The following is an 18,821-nucleotide window of genomic DNA, read 5'->3' as shown; positions in this document are numbered from 1 at the left end:
TAATCTGTTATTTTAACATATCTGCCTATTCATAATCTGACCAATACTTCTTAATTTATCACTTCATAACTTATCATTTTTATCTGCAGGTTTCAAATCAGACAATTACTTTCATTGCCTATCTGATCCATTTAGATCATACTCATCCAATATCAGTTTCATCGCCCATACCGGCACATCCACATCCCGGTAATTGTCCTGCATAAACACAAATGCTGTCTTATATGATGGCATTTTCTGCGGATAAATTCCGAATCCGTCTGTGAAATAGATCAGGCCTTTCAGGTTACGAAATTCATGCTGTTCCAGCAGTTTATCCACCCATTCAAATGCAGGTCTGAAGTCTGTCCCGCCGTCACCGTATAATTCCAGATGTTCCATATAATCCTTCATTTCTTCCTGAGAAGTAATCTTCTTATCTATGTGGACTTTCTCATCACACTGGATGATATGTACATTTATTTTTGTAAAAAAGCTTTCATTCTCACTGAGTACACCATAGGTTTCCTCCAGGAATCTACGCACCAGTTCTCCGGAGCAGGACATAGAAGTATCAATGACAATTACAAACTCCTCTACCTTTTTCACTTCTTTGGATTCCAGTGGTTCGATCAGCGGCATATTACCATAAAGACGAAGTCCGTAAGTATAGAAATTGTAATCAAAGCTGTCATCATCTACCGCCAGTTCTTCATGGAAAACTGCAAATTTCCGCAGAAATTCTCTATAATCATATTTACTTCTGTTCTCTGTTTTAATCTGTTCCAGAAAATCTCCGTCACGTTCTCCTGCCTCCTGGGAAAATGTTTCCAGATCTGTCTCAATTCCATCATTGATCTCACCCCATTTACGACTGAGCATAGGATTCGGCTTCTGATCCGGCTTTTTGCTTTCCCAGTATTTGTGGTCATCTGTGCAGAATTCCTGCTCCAGATTTGTGAGATCTTTTTCACTTAAATTCCATCCTGACAGGATCTTGTATATTCGCTGAGCATTAAGAGTTTTACCCTCTTTTTCAAGCAGACGATAGGTTTCTCTGCGCAGGAGACTGCGGGAAAAACGGATACTGCGGTAGTTCATTCCATCTATGATATGTTCCACTGCGATATCGCAGCTTAAATCACACATACGTTCCTCACTTGTTTTTCCAGTACTATCATTTCCTCTACCTTCCGCATTTTTCCACTGATCAGCTCCGGCAATAATAATATTATTACCAACACCACGCCATGCGAAATGTCTGAAAATACAGTGAAATACCATATGAAGATACCCTCTGTTTACCAGAATTCTGTTCTCTTTATATAACCCGCCAAGCATCTGCGGCTGGAAATATATCACTCTTCCATCCGTTCCAAATCCATGAATTGAACCATCCATCTGATAAGAAAAACTGCTCAATGCCACATCCAGGAAGCGCATTCCCAAATATAGTTCATCCCGTGCCGCCCGTAGAATACTGCTGCCGATTGCCTGCAGACGCTCTGCTGTTTCTACTATTTCCTGTGTTTTATCTTCTGGCTGCATAATTATTTTCCTCTACAATCTTATCCATCTATTATTCATTATCAGGCAATCCCACTTTACTGCCTGCTTCAGTGAAATGTTCCAGATAATTATAATTCAAATCTCTTTTTCCGTCTTACATTCAACTGTTTCTCCACAGTATGTGATCGTTCATTTTTTTCCTGAGCTGTTACATCTATTTCCCGATAATCTTTTGGATTATCCACATTTGCACGCTCATTACTAACTGACTTATCCACTAAATCCGCTCTCTCATTCATAAGAAATGCGGAAATCTCTGTCTCTTTTCTCTGGGATGCACAGTCAAGTGCAGCATCGATTCCTTCCAGTGTCCAGAGTTTTTGTGCAGATAAAACTTCCAGTCTGTGTATATCTTCCTGCTTTACCAGATAAACTGCAATCTCTCCCAGATTTTTACTGATATATCCCCTGTACTCTTCTCCGGCTTTCTCTGTCAGCTCATACGGAAACTCCAGTCTGCCGAATGACATATCCACCAGAACTTCCAGCTTATCCATTACTACTGCCATCTCAAACAGCTTGTCGTATTCCTGATAATTCAGTTCTTTGTTATAGAAACACTGCCTGTAATTACTTCCTGAACCATGATATTCCGTATATAAAATACGCGCCGGAGTATTCTCAACTGCCTCATCATAATGCTCTGGAAAAACAAGTCTTGCCTCTTTTTTATCCGCATAAAGAAATGTCACGTCAATCCTCTGCCACATCTCCCCCAACATTTCCTTAACGCCAGACTTCTTTCCCTGCTTCATGTGTACAGTCAGTTTCTCCAATGCATGACATCCAGTGAATGCTCCACAGCCAATCTGCATAAGACTGTCAGAGAATTCCAGTTTCTTCAGATTTCCACACCCATAAAAAATATATCTTCCAATCTCTCGCAGGCTGTCCGGAAAAACGATCTCCTCTACCTCATTTCCTGCCAGAACCCGTTCTTCTCTGCCAAATCCAAAACCATCCTCCGGCTCCCAGACACTGGCATTCTTAAGTTCTTCAGTCTCATCCATATGACTGGAAAATACATATGGTGCCGCACTAATTACTATTTTTTCATCTATCATCTCCGGAATTTCAACCCTGTTCTCAATCCCATAACATCGCAGGATTTCAATTCCACCTGATTTTTCTCTATAATAAATCTTCATTCCTCTCTCCCCGGAAATCCATTTTCTTAAAAATGTTCCCATTTACAATTTATAATAAAGACTTCTATTTCAAATAACTTTATTATGGCGCAGAAAATTTTGCTGTGACATAATAAAATCATCCCTGAAAAGTATAATACTTCCCAGGGATTTTTTCCAGATAATATAAATTTATCACATCCAATTTCCAGAAACGCCTGCAACTTGCTCATATTTAAAGATTTTCTGAAACAGTACGGACGTTTCAAAATTGTCAATTCCAAACGGCAGTTTCCTTCTATTTTACGTAAAGTACAATTGACTGTCATCGCAAAACCAGCTCCGGCTTGAAATTCAGATAATCTCCGGATACCAGCTTATACTCAATTCCATCCACATATCCTTTGAAACTGTCGTCATAACGCTTCTCCCCATGACAGTGAGAATAAATCACTTTCTCTGCACCATACTCCTGCGCCATTAATGTGAATGGACTTTCCATTTCTCCGATGCTTGTTGGTGGATAGTGAAGAAACATGATAAATTTCTCATATCCTGCTGCCTTAGCCGCTTCAAAAGAACAGCGCAGACGTTCCAGTTCACGTTCTCTGATCTTCAGGAAATGTTCATAGCTGTCTTTTCCCTCATAGCAGTAGCCTTTGGTTCCTACCAATGCATAATCTTCATATGTATAAAAATTATTCTGCAGGAACTCCAGTTTTCCTCTGAACATCTCATTCAACTTCTCAGTTTTCTTCGCATCCCAGAACATATCATGATTTCCGCGAAGCAGAATCTTTCTCCCCGGCAATGCCATAATAAAATCCAGATCCGCCTGGCACTCCTCCAGATTCCGTCCCCAGGAATGATCTCCTGTGATCACTACCGTATCCTGCGCTGTTACTTTTTTCTTCCAGTATTTCTCGATCTTTACTACATGATTCTTCCATCTCTTATCAAATACATCCATTGGTTTATGGACTGTAAATGAAAGATGGAAATCACCGATTGCGTATAAACTCATCCTCCAAACGTACCTCCTTAATTGGCTTTAGAAATTGTTACATCGCATTTTCTTCAGTACTTTCCTGTAAAAGAAAATCGTCAGTCCCGTAGCCGCAAGCCATCCAAACGGCCATGCCATCCAGATTCCTGTACTTGCGAATTTCTGTGAGAAAATAAGTGCAAATATAATTCTCAAAATCAGATCCGGAATAGTTGCCAGTACAAAATAAAGCATGGCACCATATCCACGAATAATGCCATCCGTCATAAGTTTTACTACGATCATCAGATACCAAGGCGACACGATCCGCAAAAATGCCACGCCAGCATTCAATGCTCCTGTACTCTCTGCATTAAGAAACAGACTCATCATCTGGCGGCTGAAGCCGAAGTATAAAATTACGAACGGCAATGCTGTCAGCTCTGACAATTTTAATCCTGTTTTGAATCCCATTGGGATTCTCTCCGTTTTTCCTGCCCCAAGATTCTGTGCGGTATAACTGGACAGGCAGGAGCCAAGTGTCATGAAAATATTGATAGCAAATGTATTCAGCTTAATTGCGCCGGAATATCCTGCCACAACTGCAGAACCATACTGATTGATGATTGCCTGCACTACCAGATTTCCCACACTGAGCACGCTCTGCTGCAGAATACTCGGCACTGCAATTGCCAGAATCTGTCTGCATAATTTTCCATCAAATAGTGGCTGTTTCTCCGCAGTCATCACACTAAGTCTGCGAATCACCGTGATCAGCACCAAGATTGCAGAAATCCCCTGTGCAATAAATGTCGCCCATGCCACACCACTGACTCCCCAGCGGAACCTCGCAACAAACAGAAAATCCAACAGGATATTTCCGGCAGAAGAACCAAGCAGGAAATACAGCGGAGTCTTAGAGTCTCCAAGCGCTGTACAGACACCTGTACAGACATTATAAAGCATCAGAAACAGTAATCCGAACACGTAGATCTTCAGATACAACTCTCCATCTGCCAGAATATTCTCCGGTGTACGGATCCACACCATCATACTCCTGCATGCCACACATCCAAACACAGTCAACGCAATTCCAAGTGCTCCGGATGCCGCAAATGCAGTCGTTACTGCTCTCTTTACCCCTTTTCTGTCACCAGCACCAAACAATCTGGAAACAATAACCGAAGTTCCCAGATTCATTCCAACAGCAAATGCCATAAAAATCACCGTGATCGGATAAGACGCTCCAACTGCTGCCAGTGCATCTTCCCCTGCAAACTTTCCAACTATCATGCTGTCCGCAATGTTATAAATCTGCTGAAACATTACACTAAGCATCATCGGAAGCAGGAAACGCCACAGCGTTTTATCCGGATGCTCCTTTGTCAGGTCTGTAACCACAATTCTTTTCCCCCTTAGTAAAATCACATGACTCTCTCAAATTTTGTAATCAACAAATATCAATTATATCCCTTACCGCAAAACAAGGTCAATAATTTATATAACCTCTGACCTTATTATAGCAATATACAACTTAAGTAAGCAATATTTCTCTATGTTAACTCCCTCTTGACATTTCTTTTAATGTTACTGTTCACTCCGTGCTCTAACAGACAATCTTTCAGAAAGAAACGATTACATCCTGATTAATCCACTAATAAATACATTTGGCTAAATTAATTACAATCTGGCAGCTACACTTTTATCATACGTTTTATACTATTTAACCAATTTTTACTAAGATATTCGCTCAAATTTTGTCGATTTAAAGTGTTAAAGTACTGGATTTTAAAATGACATCATGTTATACTTGATAAGAATTAAAAATACTTGAAAGACTTTTTAGATTACCGGAATCTCTCTCAGAAATTTTCTGTGATCTAAGAAAAATCCACGTGATATTTATATGGAGGAAACCGATCATGTCAATTAAAATCAATCACGAGCTCCCATTGCCGGAGGTTCTGAAATCTCAGTACCCTCTCAGCCCGAAGTTGAAAGAAGTTAAGAAACAGCGCGATGAAGAAATCCGTCGTATCTTCACCGGCGAATCAGATAAATTTATCGTCCTTGTGGGACCTTGTTCTGCTGATAACGAAGATACTGTCTGCGAATATGTACGCAGACTGAAAACAGTCGCAGATAAAGTATCTGACAAACTGATGATTATTCCGCGAGTTTATACCAATAAGCCACGTACTACCGGTGACGGCTACAAGGGAATGCTTCACCAGCCAGACCCTGACAAAGCGCCCGACCTTCTTGCCGGAATCATTGCAATTCGTAAGATGCATATGAGAGTTATGCAGGAAACAGGACTTTCTTCTGCTGATGAAATGCTTTACCCGGAAAACCGCAGCTATCTGGATGATATTCTTTCCTATGAAGCGGTAGGTGCACGTTCTGTAGAGAACCAGCAGCATCGTCTCACAGCCAGCGGTATGGATATTCCGGTTGGTATGAAGAATCCTACCTGCGGTGATCTCTCTGTTATGCTGAACTCTGTTACTGCCGCTCAGCATCCGCATCATTTCATCTACAGAGGATGTGATGTGGAAACATCCGGAAATGATCTGGCACATACCATTCTTCGCGGCGGCGTGAACCAGTACGGACAGACGATCCCAAATTATCATTATGAAGATCTGATGCATCTGGCTGCATTATATACAAAAAAAAATCTCAAGAATCCTGCTGTTGTTGTGGATGCCAACCACTCCAACTCCAACAAACAGTATAAAGAACAGATCCGTATCGTTACAGAAGTGCTTCACAGCCGTAACTACAATCCGGATCTTAAGAAACTGGTCAAGGGCGTTATGATCGAAAGCTACCTCCTCGAAGGCCGCCAGGACATCAGTGACCACATGACCCCAGGCTGCTCTATTACTGACCCATGCCTTGGATGGAAAGATACGGAACGCCTGATTTATGATATTGCGGAGAAATGCTGATATTAAACAAATACAAATGCTAAAGCAAGCGGATATTCGCAATTGAAGCAGGAGAATTACTTGATTTGGTTAAACAACTATTTACAGTTTTGCTAAATCAAAAGAGGGTGTCGTTTCATCAAAAACAGCTAATGAAACGACACCCTCAATCTTTAAGATCAACTCTTTTCATTTTGAATCGTCCACTAAAGCAGGACCTCTCCTAAAACAAGTTTACTTGTTTATTTACATTATATGCTGTATTTTAAAAATCAATAGCCTTGTCAAGACAAAAAAAGAACCGCTAGAAGCCTTGATTTCTAGCGGTTTTAGCGTGCGTTAGAGGATTCGAACCCCCGACCTTTTGGTCCGTAGCCAAACGCTCTATCCAGCTGAGCTAAACGCACATCCTTGTGAAGTTCTTATCTCGTGTCCCTCACAACAATGAGTATTCTACTCTATACTGGTTCATTTGTCAACACTTTTTTTGAATTTTTTTTATTTTTTCTTTTGATCGGTAAAATTTATTATTTTACAACAATTCTAGAGCATGTTTGAAAAAGGCTTTCTGCAAGATGTGCGTCACAATTTGTGGGAGATTTTGTTCGGATGAGGGCGTCGTAGCGGGCTACGACAACCGAATTCGGGCAAAATATACCGCAAAGTGGAGCGTGCAGATTGCGGGAATGATTTTTCAAACACGCTCTAGCACTCTAGTTCCGTCTTAACGCCTCAATCGGACTGAGTTTCGCAGCCTTCTTTGCAGGATAGATTCCAAAGAACACCCCTACTGCACAGGAGAACAATGTTGCCGCCATGATTGTCTTCAAACTGATTCCCGGAGTAATGGTCATTCCCATACTGCTGCTTATGATCGAACAAATCGCATATCCTCCAATTACTCCCAGCACAATTCCGATCAGACCACCGATCACTGTCAGAATCGCCGCCTCTGCCAGAAACTGAAGCATAATTGATGAAGTCTTTGCCCCCAGTGATTTACGGATACCAATCTCTCTGGTACGCTCTGTTACAGATACCAGCATAATATTCATAACACCAATACCTCCAACCAGCAGAGAAATTCCTGCAACAAAAGAGATAAACGCAGTCACCATATCCAACATCTGATTCATGGAACTCATGATATCCTGGAAACTCTGTACCTGGAAATAATCTTCGCCTGCACACTGATGTCTTTTCTCCAGCAGATTTACCACTTTATCTGCAATACTCTGACTATCCAGACTTTTATCCGCCTGTATACTCATAGAGAAAAAATAATCTGATGTTCCGGTGAATTCATTCATTGTCGTATATGGCACATTCACAGTTACCGGCATTCCCTCGTAAGTATAACTTACAAAAGTTCCATTCTCCTTCTGTGTCGTCACACCACAGATTCTCAGGCTCTTTGTCAGACCGTAGCAGTTTACATCCAGACTCATTCCCACAACATCATCCGTACCAAAAAGCCGTTTTGCATCAGAGTCTGAAAGAACGCAGACATTCTTCCCCTCCTGCACTTCATTCTCGCCAAAGTAAACGCCATGTTTCATTGTCGCATTATTCAGCAGCTTTGCATCCGGTCCCTCACCTGTAACCATAAGAGTAAAGTTTCCTTTGCCAGTAGTCGTCTCACCATCATAAGAATCTGAAACATTCACTCCTTCAATCCCATCCAGCTCCCGGACTGCCTCTACATCATCTGCAGTGATATATTCTTCCGCAGTCTGCGCATCACTGCTCACACTGATTGCAATCTGTCCACCGCCAATATCATCGATCTCACTGTTCATCTGATTCTTGGTTCCCTCACCAATTGATACAATAGCAATTACAGATGCAATACCGATGATGATACCAAGCATAGTTAAAAAAGATCTGCCTTTATTTGCCATAATATTATGGACTGCCATTTTAATATATTCATACAGATTACTCATTGGCATCCTCTCCTGACTGCTCGGAAACTGCCTGTACCTGCATTCCCTCTGTATAATCACCAAGATCAGAAATAACTTCTTCTCCCTCTTTGATTCCCTCTTTTATTTCTATATAATCCTCTGAACTGATTCCGGTTGTAATATTTCTCTTAGTCACCAGTCCATCCTCGATCACATAACAAAAAGATCCGTCCTTGCCGATATTGACCACTTCTACAGGAAGAGTCACCACATTCTTCGCAGATGCCGCATGAATCTTAACTTTTGCATCCACTCCCAGAAAAATATCATCGTTCGGATTATCAATACTTACAGTAGCAGAAATAACCGGTGTTCCTTTCTCATTCTGCACTGCAATATGGCTCATCTTCGTCACGGTACCCTGGTATGTCTGATCACCCATTGTAATATCCGCAGTCTGTCCTTCTTTCACTGTATCATAATCATACTTGGAAAGTGTCACATCCACACTTGCTTTATCTGTATTCTGAATGGTAAAAAGTTCCATTCCCTGTGAAACTGCTGCCCCTTCTTTAATGTCAGCCTTGGAAATAATTCCATTAAATTCTGCAGTGATTCCCTTCTTTCCCTCTTCTACCAGCTCTTTCGCAGACTTTGCGTCCAGTTCAGAAAGATTATCCGTTACTTTCAATTTCTCCTTCTCTTCTTTTGTCAGGCTTGTAGGATCCGCATCTGCGATTGCTTTCTCAGAAGCCAGGTCAGACTGAAGCTCTGCAAGCTCATCACTTGCTTTCTCCATCGCACTTTCCAAAGCAGAAGTATCTGCAGTAGCTGTACTGGTATCACTTCCACTGTAATCATAATCCTCTGAGGAATCATCCTCTTCATCATCTGTATCTGTTCCGTCAGATCCATCTGAGAATCCCCCTGAATAAGCAGAGTCACTTCCTGTAAAATCGGCAAGTGTCGGCATCTGAGGAGTCTGCGACCTGCAATCATCGTAATCCTGTTTCGCCTGCTGCATAGCAAGCTGTGCCTGTGTTCTGGAAGATTCTGCTTCATTCAGTGCCTGCAGATTCTCATCTGAAGAATCCGCCTGCCATGTTGCAAATGCGATCTGATACGCAGTATCCGTCTGATTATAAGTACTCTGTGCCTGATTATACTGTATATTTAAATCTGCCAGCTTCTTCTGATACTGTGGAAGCGTCTCTGTCTGATATGTAGAAAGTGCTGCCTGATACTGATTCTGGATCTCCTGCTGTTTCTTTGCCTCGGCCTGTGCTTTTGCCTGTGCTTCCTGCTGCTGGGCCTGGGCCTGTGCTGCGGCCTGTGCGGACGCCTGTGCTGCTGCCTGACGCTGAGCCGCTGCCGTAGCTGCTGAGATCTGTGATTTCAGAGAAGCTACATAAGCTTTTTTGTCCTTGATTTTCTGCTCAAGATCCTGGACGTTCTTTTTGGCATCTTTCTGTTTCTTCTCTGCTTTATCGGATTTCTTTCTTGTATCCGTTGTATCGTATTTTGTTGATTTCAAATTCAACTCTGCTTTCTGGTTATCTTTTTCCAGATCCCTGGTATTAAACTCGATAAGTTTTGTACCCTTCTTTACCACATCTCCCTGTGAAAAAGTAACTGCCTTCAGCTCTGCATTTACCGGAGAATAATACGTCTTTTCTTCTTCGCTGCCCACAGTTCCCGTGGCATCTACAATCTCTTCCACATCTCCCGTTTCAGCAGTCACCACCGGAACCTGCGGAATCTGTTCCTCTTTTGAATTTCTCTGTCCTGCTACTGTAACACCGCCTGCGATCACCAGAACAGCCGCCGCTCCGATCACAATTTTTTTCTTGCTCTTCTTTTTTTTCATAACTTTATTTCTTCCTCCTCAAGACCATTTTCACACCATATTCTCTATAAAATGTATATACTTGCTGCTATTTTCAGATCTATATTCTTCACATCAGCTGTTGTAGCCTACGCATCCAGCTGATTCTTTACATATTCTTCTTTCCCATAGTTTTCGTTTATGAAATCTGACTCTATCTTACCGTCAATAATCCTCACCACACGCCTTGCCTGTGCCGCAATTCCATTATCATGAGTAATCAGTATGACTGTCTTCCCCTGCTTATGCATGCTCTTAAGAATCTCCAGAATCTCCTTACTGGAAGCAGAATCCAGATTTCCGGTTGGCTCATCTGCCAGAATAACCGGCGGCTGTGCTGCCAGCGCCCGGGCAATAGCAACCCTTTGCTGCTGTCCTCCGGACATCTCATTCGGTTTATGATCCATACGTTTCTCCAGACCAACCATAGTCAGTGATTCCACTGCCAGCTTATGTCTGGTCTTCCTGTCCACTCCTCTGTATACCAACGGGAGCTCTACATTCTCAATCGCAGTCAGATTGGATATCAGATTAAATCCCTGAAAAATAAATCCAATCTCCCGGTTTCGGACTTCGGACAGTTCATTATCCTCCATCGTAGACACATCTGTGCCATTCAGAAAATATTCCCCTGAAGTGGGTACATCCAGACATCCCAGCATATTCATAAATGTAGACTTTCCTGAACCTGACTGTCCGATAATGGCAACAAATTCGCCCTTATCGATTTCCAGATTAATATGGTCCAGCGCCCGCACCTCATTCTCACCGGGATTATATATCTTACACAAATCTTTCACTCTGATCAGCGCTTCTTCCATTTTCTCCTCCATTCATCTTGCATACCCCACAACCTCATCTGTCTAACCATAAGCCACATCACCGCCTATTGATCAAAGATTCTCAGCCAGCCTTCAAAAAAGGACAGAACCCGGTTCCCCAAAAGCTCTGTCCTTATCTGCGGAATCTACAAGTCTCTGTTAATCATAACGAAACTGAAGCTGTAATCCCTTCACTTTTTTTATATTATGACGATCCACAAAAATTCCTTTATCAAGCGGACAAAAGCATACGCTTCACTGCCTGCTCATAATCTGCTTTATGCAAATCCTCTTTATGCGTCAAGCAGAAATGCCTTGTATGCTTTTTTAGCTTCGTAAACATCTGCCTTACTTGTAATCTCCCACGGAGCATGCATACTCAGCACTGCCACGCCACTGTCAATTACTTCCATGCCATAAAGAGCCGCAATATACGCGATCGTTCCACCGCCACCAACATCTACTTTACCAAGCTCTGCAGTCTGGAATGCAATTTCATGTGTATCAAAAATATTTCTTACTCTTGCCACATACTCTGCATTTGCATCATTGGAACCGGATTTGCCTCTTGCTCCGGTAAACTTGTTCAGAACGATACCACGACCGAGATAAGCAGCATTCTTTTTCTCAAATGCTTCGCCATAAGATGGATCATATCCTGCACTTACATCAGAAGAAAGCATACTTGAATTCTTCAGTGCTCTTCTTAATTTCAGTTCACTATAGCTTCCCATTGCATCCAGAAGCTCTGCCACTGCATTCTCGAAAAAACGGGACTGCATTCCTGTTGCACCCACACTTCCAATCTCCTCCTTGTCTACAAGCAGACAGCAGGAGGTACGTTTCGGTGCATCCATCTCCAGCATTGCAAGCAGAGATGTGTATGCGCATACTCTGTCATCCTGTCCATAAGCAGCGATCATACTTCTGTCCAGACCGCATTCTCTTGCCCTGCCTGCCGGTACGATCTCAAGTTCTGCGGAGAGGAAATCCTCTTCTTCCATATCGTATTTCTCTTTCAGGATTTTCAGTACATTCTGTTTAACTGCATCTTTCTTCTTATCATCCGGGAGATCTTTCAGCGGTCTGCTGCCGATCAGGATGTCAAGATTCTCACCTTCGATCACTTCAGTAGCCTTCTTCTGCATCTGTTTTCCCGCAAGATGGATCAGAAGATCTGTGATATATACGATCGGATCATCTTCATCCTCACCAATATTTACTTCTGCAATACTTCCGTCTTTCTTTACTATTACACCATGGATCGCAAGCGGAAGTGTTACCCACTGGTATTTCTTAACACCACCATAATAGTGAGTATCCAGATATGCCAGATCAGTATCCTCGTACAATGGATTCTGTTTGATATCAAGACGTGGAGAATCAATATGTGCTCCCAGAATATTCATACCTTTCTCAATATCTTCCTGACCGATATGGAAAAGTGCAACGATCTTCTTCATTCCTACTGTATAAACTTTATCTCCGGCTTTCAATTTCTCACCCTTTGCAGCTTTCTCTTCCAGAGATTCATAGCCAGCCGCCTGTGCTTCTTTCACGATCTGTGTCACGCATTCACGCTCTGTTTTACCAACATTGAGGAAATTACGGTATGCGTCTGCCACCTTTTCTAATTCTTTTTCTTCTGCTTCTGTATAAGAAAGCCATGCATTTCTACGTTCCATCTGATGTTCCGCCTTTCTTTATGACTGTCATTCATAGTATTGCTTTCTTTATTATAAAACATCCTGCTGTATTTTTCCATATAATAAAAATATTTACATTTTTTCTCTACAGGGTTGCTGTTTACTCCAGCTATAATAATACGCTTCATCGTTCTGCATCACACAACTGGACAATTCCCTTTGCTTCTATTATAGTTAATATTATTCCAGATAATTATCTCAAAACAACAAGGAGGTTCCCCCATGAATCATTCAGAAGAACTGCGACAGCAGCTCCATTCCATAAATCGAAAAAGTTACCCTGCATATAAAAGTCTGAAAGGAGTCTATCAGTTTGGAAATTATCTCCTCTCCATCGACCATGTTCAGGGCGACCCTTTCGCATCTCCCTCTCATGTAAGCGTTCAGATTTCTCACAAAAATGCCCGATTTCCCGAAGAATATTACAAAGATCCTCTCACCCGGACAACTCTCTGTGATTATCTCACACGTCAGTTTGAAAAGCAGATCAATCATTTCAGTTTCCGCGCCAAAGGCTCCGGCAAAAGCGGACTGATCACTGTCAGCCACTGCAGTCAGGAAGTTCTCTCAAGAACAGCCTGTGAAATAAATGAAAAAGAAATCACTGCCCGTTTTTTTGTAGGATTTCCTGCTAACGGACGAACTATCAACGCCACAGAACTGGAAAAGATTCTTTTTGACTTTCTGCCTGTATGTATCCAGAAATCGTTCTTCTATTCCAGCCTGAATGCACAGGAATTACGTAACTATATCGAACTCGCTGAAGATCAGGATTTTATCCGTCATGAACTGTCTAAACGAAATCTCTGTGCCTTTGTCGCAGACAATTCCATCCTCCCCAGGGAAAGCGGTATTTCCTCCCGTCCAATGAAGGACTCCATTCCGTTTACCGCTCCCGAAAGTCTGTGTATTTCCATGAATCTTCCACACAAAGGAACCATTACCGGAATGGGCATTCCGAAAGGAATCACTCTGATCGTTGGCGGCGGTTATCATGGCAAATCCACACTTCTGAATGCTCTTGAGCTTGGTATATATAACCATATCCCGGGGGATGGACGCGAATATGTGATCACAGATGACACAGCCGTCAAACTTCGTTCTGAAGATGGTCGTTTCATCAAAGATGTTGATATTTCCCTGTTCATTAATGATCTTCCAAATAAAAAAAATACTCATTGCTTCTCCACCCTGGACGCCAGCGGCAGCACTTCTCAGGCAGCCGGTATTGTAGAGAGCATGGAAGCCGGCAGTCATCTTTTTCTTCTTGATGAAGATACCTCTGCCACAAACTTTATGGTCCGTGATACTTTTATGCAACAGGTGATTAAGCGTGAAAAAGAGCCGATCACTCCATTTCTGGAGCGTGCCCGTGACCTCTACGAAAAAGCCGGTATCTCCACGATCCTGGTTGCAGGAAGTTCTGGTGCGTTCTTTCATATTGCAGACACAGTCATTCAGATGGACAACTACATTCCAAAAGATATTACTGCGACTGTCAAAAAACTCTGCAGTCAGTATCCTCTGCCCACTGTTCAGGCTTCGGAATTCCATCTTCCGCAAAGTCATCGAATCATGACTAAAGCAACTGTACCTTCTAGTCGTCCTCAGCATAACGGTCATAAACATGGATCTGATTCCTCTTCCAGACCTGAGCGTCTGAAAACCAAAGTTTCCAAAACAGATGGTTTCTCTCTTGGCAGACAGGAAATTGATCTTCGCTATACAGAACAGCTGATCGACACCGAGCAGACTGCTGCATTAAGTCTCCTGCTGAAATACGCAGTTGAACACCTGATAGATGGTAAACATACTCTGCCGGAAATTGTAAAATATCTGCAAAAAAACCTCACATTGCATGGCCTGTCATTCTTTGCAGATAACCAGAATATTGCCTGCGGCTATGCCGTCCCAAGACTTCAGGAGATTTATGCCTGCTTCAATCGATACAGACGCCCTTAACTTAAAATAAGCATGTTTACCGGATTTTTACACCTGTATATATAACAAAATCACCGCTTCTCCGGCGATCTTGTCGGTTAAGCGGTGATTCACTGTTCATTTTACACTTTTTAGGGAAAGGAAAGATTTTCTCTTAAGGTCTGTCATTTCCTTAAGATGTAAATATCATAACTTATAAATGTGAGAGAAATTTGTCTAATTTCTAATAAAAGTATAAAATTTATAAAAAAACTGCAAAGAATGTTGATTTTGCGGGATTTTTGCACATATGTATCAAAATATCCTACAGTATAGTGATGTATAAACAGAAACATCCAAAATGCTGACACATCTCGAATTTTGCAAGAATCGGTTGCATCTATCTTTTAATCCGTTATAATATTAAATAAATGATTGCTGTTCACATACCACTATTCCGCGACATACAGCGCAGCTTTATGCGATCATCATAAAGCCTGTGTATTGCGAATCATATTACCGTGTGTAGAGTGAACAGTGACAATAACTGTATACCTGTATTCAGATATACAATGAAAGGTTAAGAAAGAGGAAAATAGATGTTTAGAAAAATAGATAAAACCAGCACATTTAACGATGTTCTGACACAGATCATCGAGAAAATACAGAACGGTGAACTGAAACCGGGAGATGCACTTCCGGCAGAACGTATTCTGGCCGAAGAATTTGGCATTTCAAGACCAGCACTGCGCGAAGTACTGAAAGCTCTTTCCCTGCTTGGAATCACAGTCAGCGTACATGGTGGTGCCAATTATATTGCAGCAGATCTTCGCAACTGTCTCACTGAACCGTTATCCATTCTGTTTCAGATGTATAACAGTAAGATTCAGGATGCATTACAGCTTCGAGGTGCACTGGAAAGTAAAGCTGCTTTTCTTGCTGCCCAGAACTGCACACCACTAGATGCTGCAGAACTTCAGCTCATCATCGCCAAACTGGACAGTACCCAGGATGAAAAAATCCGCGGTGATCTGGACCGTGACCTGCACCTGAAGATTGCACAGATTTCCGCCAATCCATTGATTCTGAGTGTACTAAACGCTTCCTCACAGCTTACCGAGAATATGATCACGGGAATCCGCTCCTATTTCATGCAGAAGAACAGTACAGCACCAGAAATAGACTCTCAGCATGCACGGCTCGTCCATGCCATCACCGAAAAGGATTCTTCTCTCGCCGAGAAAGTTATGAATGAACATATGCATACAATTGAGCGTCTTTTAGGAGAGATCAGCATCGATGAACTTATAAACTCAGATACGCTCAATGATAATACCCCTGCAACTAATTCAGATCCCGTTTAATAGAGAATCTTTCAATCTGTACTAATTTATCTGATCCAAATCCAATTGGTTCAAGCATCTGTTTTGCAATTTATTTAAAAATTATATTTAAAACCAATAATATAAGATACTATATTTATCAGTATCTGATATTATTAATTTACTGATATTCTTTTATCCTTGTCTTAATTCTCTTTTTCTATCATCTGTCTTTTTTCATCATCTGTCTTTTTCCACCATCTGTCTTTTCTATCATCTGTCTTTTCTATCATCTGTCTTTTCTATCATCTGTCTTTTCTATCATCTGTCTTTTCCATCATCTGTCTTTTCCATCATCTGTCTTTTCCATCATCTGCTTCTTCAGACAAAATCTCACACATCAATCTGGCACCTGTTTTAAATCCTACTGCAAAACTCTCCTCCAGTTCCTGTGGATAAATTTCCAGTTGTTTATCCATTAATAAGTCCAGTTCCCCTGCCAGATCTTCGCTCAGTTTATCTCTGAGCTCCCGATAACATTGATAGGCAGCTTCTTTTTTCTCTTTGCACAGATTTCCTGCGATCTTTGTCACCATTTTACTATCTGTCCCACCATTTTCATTCATGTACACATCGTACAATTTCTGGATCACACTTTTCATAAATTTTATTCTTGCTCTCTAAAACATTTAATCAGGCGGATAAAATTTATCCACTTCCGCATACTGATAATATAAGCATTCCCCGTTTTAGAGCGTGTTTGAAAAATCATTCCCAAAATCTCCCAAAAATTGTGACGCACATCTTGCAGAAAGCCTTTTTCAAACATGCTCTAGCGCTTATAAACAGCATTTCTTCGTATTGTAACACTAATAAATATTATAAATTTGTGTTATATCAATGTCAACAAAATGTGATTATACTTTATATTATAACGTTATAGTTGTTACTGTTCATCTTTTATACAGTAACACACTTCCTGATGCATCAGAAGAATCATATTATACAGGAGGGATACTTATGCCAAACAATGAATTATTTATTGTCCGGCCAAAATCTGCTGATAAAAAAGAGGATAAATCTATTACTATGACCATTCGTCTTGAACGTGAACTTCAGGAAGAATATGATAAATTATCTGCCAAAAGCGGACGTTCCAGAAATGAGCTAATGTGCATGGCTCTTCGCTATGCTCTTAACAATCTGAAATTTGTAGAGTAAATTCTATCAATTATAATTGGTATATCATCAACCATTAATATTTCTGGCAGCCCTTTACAACATTCCTGCGTAATTTTGTCTATTCGACCTTGGAATGTTCCTGGAAATATCTGAATAAATGAATAGTTATTCAATTATTGTATAAAATAATGTTATAATTGACGAACTGGCACTTGTAGATATACAATTATTTCAACAATAGAAACAAATTATCTGACATTAACTTTTAGTAGTTTTATGGTAATCCGTTTCCATGTGTCTCTGTCAATTTCAGGTATCTGTTTACGTATACCTGCACCAGGTAAACATTACTGTTTACTCTGTTCTCAGCAACAGGTAAGCTCTATTTACCCGTCTTATTTTATGCAAGGAGGTTGTTTTTATGCATTCATTATCAAAATCCAGTCAGGGAAACACTTACACAATTAAATGGATGTTCGGACTGCCAGAAGTTATGAAGGCTATGCACGATATGGATATCCACGAAGGCAGCACGGTCCGTGTTCTCCAGAAATTCCACGACTCATTGATCATTTCCTCTGCAGATCGTAAGATTGTTCTCGGAAATGAAGTCGCAGACAGAATACAGGTATAAATTGTAAAAAGTAAAGCAGATGTTCTTATCCTTGTTATTGATCTAACATTGATATTCGCATCTGCTTTATTTTTTCAGCAAATATGTCCAATAAGCAAAAAAGTGAGAGAAACGCTGTAAAATCAACGTTTCTCTCACTTAAAATCATGCCGCAGACCGGAATCGAACCGGTACGGGAGTATAAGTCCCGCAGGATTTTAAGTCCTGTGCGTCTGCCAGTTCCGCCACTGCGGCATATGGAACCTATAGGACTCGAACCTATGACCCTCTGCTTGTAAGGCAGATGCTCTCCCAGCTGAGCTAAGATTCCATAAAAAGCAATTAGTAAATTCGTCAGCCAATTGCTAACGACCCAGAAGAGACTCGAACTCTCGACCTCCGCCGTGACAGGGCGGCGCTCTAACCAACTGAGCCACTGGGCCAAAATAATTGAAAAGTGGACCTTCGGGGACTCGAACCCAGGACCGACCGGTTATGAGCCGGTTGCTCTAACCAACTGAGCTAAAGGTCCAAAAAGCCGATGATCGGACTCGAACCGATAACCTGCTGATTACAAATCAGCTGCTCTGCCAATTGAGCCACATCGGCATGTTGCAACAGAATCAAGCCACAAAAATCTCATTTTCCATTATTTAAATGACTCCAAGGGGATTTGAACCCCTGTTACCGCCGTGAAAGGGCGGTGTCTTAACCGCTTGACCATGGAGCCAAAAATTAAATTGTAAATACTCGTTTCCGAGAACTCCCCCTGTTGGACTCGAACCAACGACACTGCGGTTAACAGCCGCATGCTCTACCGACTGAGCTAAGGAGGAATAAAGGTTTGCACCTTCAAAACTACATACATGTTG

16 protein-coding genes, 8 tRNA genes and 1 pseudogene are annotated in these 18,821 nt (G+C 41.4%); 7 read left to right on the top strand and 18 right to left on the bottom strand.

Going from position 1 to position 18,821, the window contains the following annotated elements; all coding sequences use genetic code 11:
• Positions 1-111 precede the first annotated feature (111 nt).
• The 4 genes from ACTNES_RS10950 to ACTNES_RS10935 form a co-directional block, all read right to left on the bottom strand.
• The gene (locus tag ACTNES_RS10950; RefSeq protein ID WP_291807715.1) at positions 112-1,527 is read right to left on the bottom strand and encodes a vWA domain-containing protein; all 1,416 of its coding nucleotides are present in this window, start codon (positions 1,525-1,527) and stop codon (positions 112-114) included.
• Between the two features lie 89 nt (positions 1,528-1,616).
• A complete protein-coding gene (locus tag ACTNES_RS10945; protein ID WP_216461027.1) occupies positions 1,617-2,696 on the bottom strand; it encodes a leucine-rich repeat domain-containing protein in 1,080 nt (359 codons plus the stop codon).
• 304 nt (positions 2,697-3,000) lie between these two features.
• Complete coding sequence (locus ACTNES_RS10940; protein WP_291807716.1) at positions 3,001-3,699, bottom strand: metallophosphoesterase; 699 nt, start codon at positions 3,697-3,699, stop codon at positions 3,001-3,003.
• A gap of 27 nt (positions 3,700-3,726) precedes the next feature.
• Complete coding sequence (locus tag ACTNES_RS10935; RefSeq protein ID WP_441039270.1) at positions 3,727-5,061, bottom strand: MATE family efflux transporter; 1,335 nt, start codon at positions 5,059-5,061, stop codon at positions 3,727-3,729.
• Between the two features lie 521 nt (positions 5,062-5,582).
• On the opposite strand from ACTNES_RS10935, the gene ACTNES_RS10930 reads away from it, so the two are divergent.
• Positions 5,583-6,614: a 3-deoxy-7-phosphoheptulonate synthase gene (locus ACTNES_RS10930; protein ID WP_300336075.1), complete on the top strand. Its 1,032-nt coding sequence runs from the start codon at positions 5,583-5,585 to the stop codon at positions 6,612-6,614.
• 312 nt (positions 6,615-6,926) lie between these two features.
• On the opposite strand, the gene ACTNES_RS10925 is transcribed toward ACTNES_RS10930, so the two are convergent.
• Both ACTNES_RS10925 and ACTNES_RS10920 read right to left on the bottom strand, forming a co-directional pair.
• Positions 6,927-7,000: transfer RNA gene (locus ACTNES_RS10925), tRNA-Arg, on the bottom strand.
• Between the two features lie 120 nt (positions 7,001-7,120).
• Positions 7,121-7,231, bottom strand: a pseudogene (locus ACTNES_RS10920) (DUF6783 domain-containing protein); the annotation flags it as partial.
• Here ACTNES_RS10920 and ACTNES_RS10915 point away from each other — a divergent pair.
• Positions 7,181-7,321 carry a DUF6783 domain-containing protein gene (locus ACTNES_RS10915; RefSeq protein ID WP_320813492.1) on the top strand — a complete coding sequence of 47 codons (141 nt, stop codon included), beginning with the start codon at positions 7,181-7,183 and terminating at the stop codon, positions 7,319-7,321. The pseudogene ACTNES_RS10920 and the gene ACTNES_RS10915 overlap by 51 nt on opposite strands.
• Here the strand turns inward: ACTNES_RS10915 and ACTNES_RS10910 are convergent.
• The 4 genes from ACTNES_RS10910 to ACTNES_RS10895 form a co-directional block, all read right to left on the bottom strand.
• Positions 7,307-8,539, bottom strand: a complete 1,233-nt coding sequence (locus ACTNES_RS10910; protein WP_291807778.1) for an ABC transporter permease — start codon at positions 8,537-8,539, stop codon at positions 7,307-7,309. The genes ACTNES_RS10915 and ACTNES_RS10910 overlap by 15 nt on opposite strands.
• Positions 8,532-10,367 (bottom strand): efflux RND transporter periplasmic adaptor subunit, encoded by a 1,836-nt coding sequence (locus tag ACTNES_RS10905; protein ID WP_300333686.1) that lies wholly within the window; start codon positions 10,365-10,367, stop codon positions 8,532-8,534. The genes ACTNES_RS10910 and ACTNES_RS10905 overlap by 8 nt, the downstream gene beginning before the upstream one ends.
• A gap of 107 nt (positions 10,368-10,474) precedes the next feature.
• On the bottom strand, positions 10,475-11,206 hold the full coding sequence (locus tag ACTNES_RS10900) for an ABC transporter ATP-binding protein (protein WP_216461035.1): 732 nt from the start codon (positions 11,204-11,206) through the stop codon (positions 10,475-10,477).
• A gap of 293 nt (positions 11,207-11,499) precedes the next feature.
• Positions 11,500-12,891, bottom strand: a complete 1,392-nt coding sequence (locus ACTNES_RS10895; RefSeq protein ID WP_216461033.1) for an aminopeptidase — start codon at positions 12,889-12,891, stop codon at positions 11,500-11,502.
• A 243-nt stretch (positions 12,892-13,134) separates the two neighbouring features.
• On the opposite strand from ACTNES_RS10895, the gene ACTNES_RS10890 reads away from it, so the two are divergent.
• Entirely contained in the window at positions 13,135-14,874 is a 1,740-nt protein-coding gene (locus ACTNES_RS10890) for an ABC-ATPase domain-containing protein (RefSeq protein ID WP_291816349.1), read from the top strand.
• 557 nt (positions 14,875-15,431) lie between these two features.
• Positions 15,432-16,196: a FadR/GntR family transcriptional regulator gene (locus ACTNES_RS10885; protein ID WP_216458626.1), complete on the top strand. Its 765-nt coding sequence runs from the start codon at positions 15,432-15,434 to the stop codon at positions 16,194-16,196.
• Positions 16,197-16,507: 311 nt separating this feature from the next.
• Here the strand turns inward: ACTNES_RS10885 and ACTNES_RS10880 are convergent, their stop codons facing one another.
• Entirely contained in the window at positions 16,508-16,816 is a 309-nt protein-coding gene (locus ACTNES_RS10880) for a DUF6809 family protein (protein ID WP_216458625.1), read from the bottom strand.
• Positions 16,817-16,910: 94 nt separating this feature from the next.
• On the opposite strand from ACTNES_RS10880, the gene ACTNES_RS10875 reads away from it, so the two are divergent.
• The 3 genes from ACTNES_RS10875 (at position 16,911) to ACTNES_RS10865 (ending at position 17,970) form a co-directional block, all read left to right on the top strand.
• Positions 16,911-17,021 (top strand): DUF6783 domain-containing protein, encoded by a 111-nt coding sequence (locus ACTNES_RS10875; RefSeq protein ID WP_441039269.1) that lies wholly within the window; start codon positions 16,911-16,913, stop codon positions 17,019-17,021.
• A gap of 153 nt (positions 17,022-17,174) precedes the next feature.
• Positions 17,175-17,375, top strand: coding sequence for a ribbon-helix-helix domain-containing protein (locus tag ACTNES_RS10870; protein WP_216458624.1), 201 nt, complete (start codon positions 17,175-17,177; stop codon positions 17,373-17,375).
• Positions 17,376-17,757: 382 nt separating this feature from the next.
• Positions 17,758-17,970 (top strand): FeoA family protein, encoded by a 213-nt coding sequence (locus ACTNES_RS10865; RefSeq protein ID WP_291804089.1) that lies wholly within the window; start codon positions 17,758-17,760, stop codon positions 17,968-17,970.
• 147 nt (positions 17,971-18,117) lie between these two features.
• Here ACTNES_RS10865 and ACTNES_RS10860 read toward each other — a convergent pair.
• The 7 genes from ACTNES_RS10860 to ACTNES_RS10830 form a co-directional block, all read right to left on the bottom strand.
• Positions 18,118-18,204 (bottom strand) — tRNA-Leu (locus tag ACTNES_RS10860).
• A gap of 3 nt (positions 18,205-18,207) precedes the next feature.
• Positions 18,208-18,280, bottom strand: a tRNA-Val gene (locus ACTNES_RS10855).
• A 38-nt stretch (positions 18,281-18,318) separates the two neighbouring features.
• Positions 18,319-18,392 (bottom strand) — tRNA-Asp (locus tag ACTNES_RS10850).
• Between the two features lie 15 nt (positions 18,393-18,407).
• Positions 18,408-18,481: transfer RNA gene (locus ACTNES_RS10845), tRNA-Ile, on the bottom strand.
• Positions 18,482-18,485: 4 nt separating this feature from the next.
• A tRNA-Thr gene (locus tag ACTNES_RS10840) sits at positions 18,486-18,558 on the bottom strand.
• A gap of 49 nt (positions 18,559-18,607) precedes the next feature.
• A tRNA-Glu gene (locus ACTNES_RS10835) sits at positions 18,608-18,679 on the bottom strand.
• 33 nt (positions 18,680-18,712) lie between these two features.
• Positions 18,713-18,785 (bottom strand) — tRNA-Asn (locus ACTNES_RS10830).
• Between the last annotated feature and the right edge of the window lie 36 nt (positions 18,786-18,821).

The organism is Blautia sp. HCP3S3_D9, from assembly GCF_052063845.1.
In the GTDB taxonomy this organism is placed as follows: domain Bacteria; phylum Bacillota; class Clostridia; order Lachnospirales; family Lachnospiraceae; genus Blautia_A.
The sequence above is the reverse complement of the archived record's forward strand: the minus strand, read 5'-3'. Positions and strand labels throughout refer to the sequence as shown.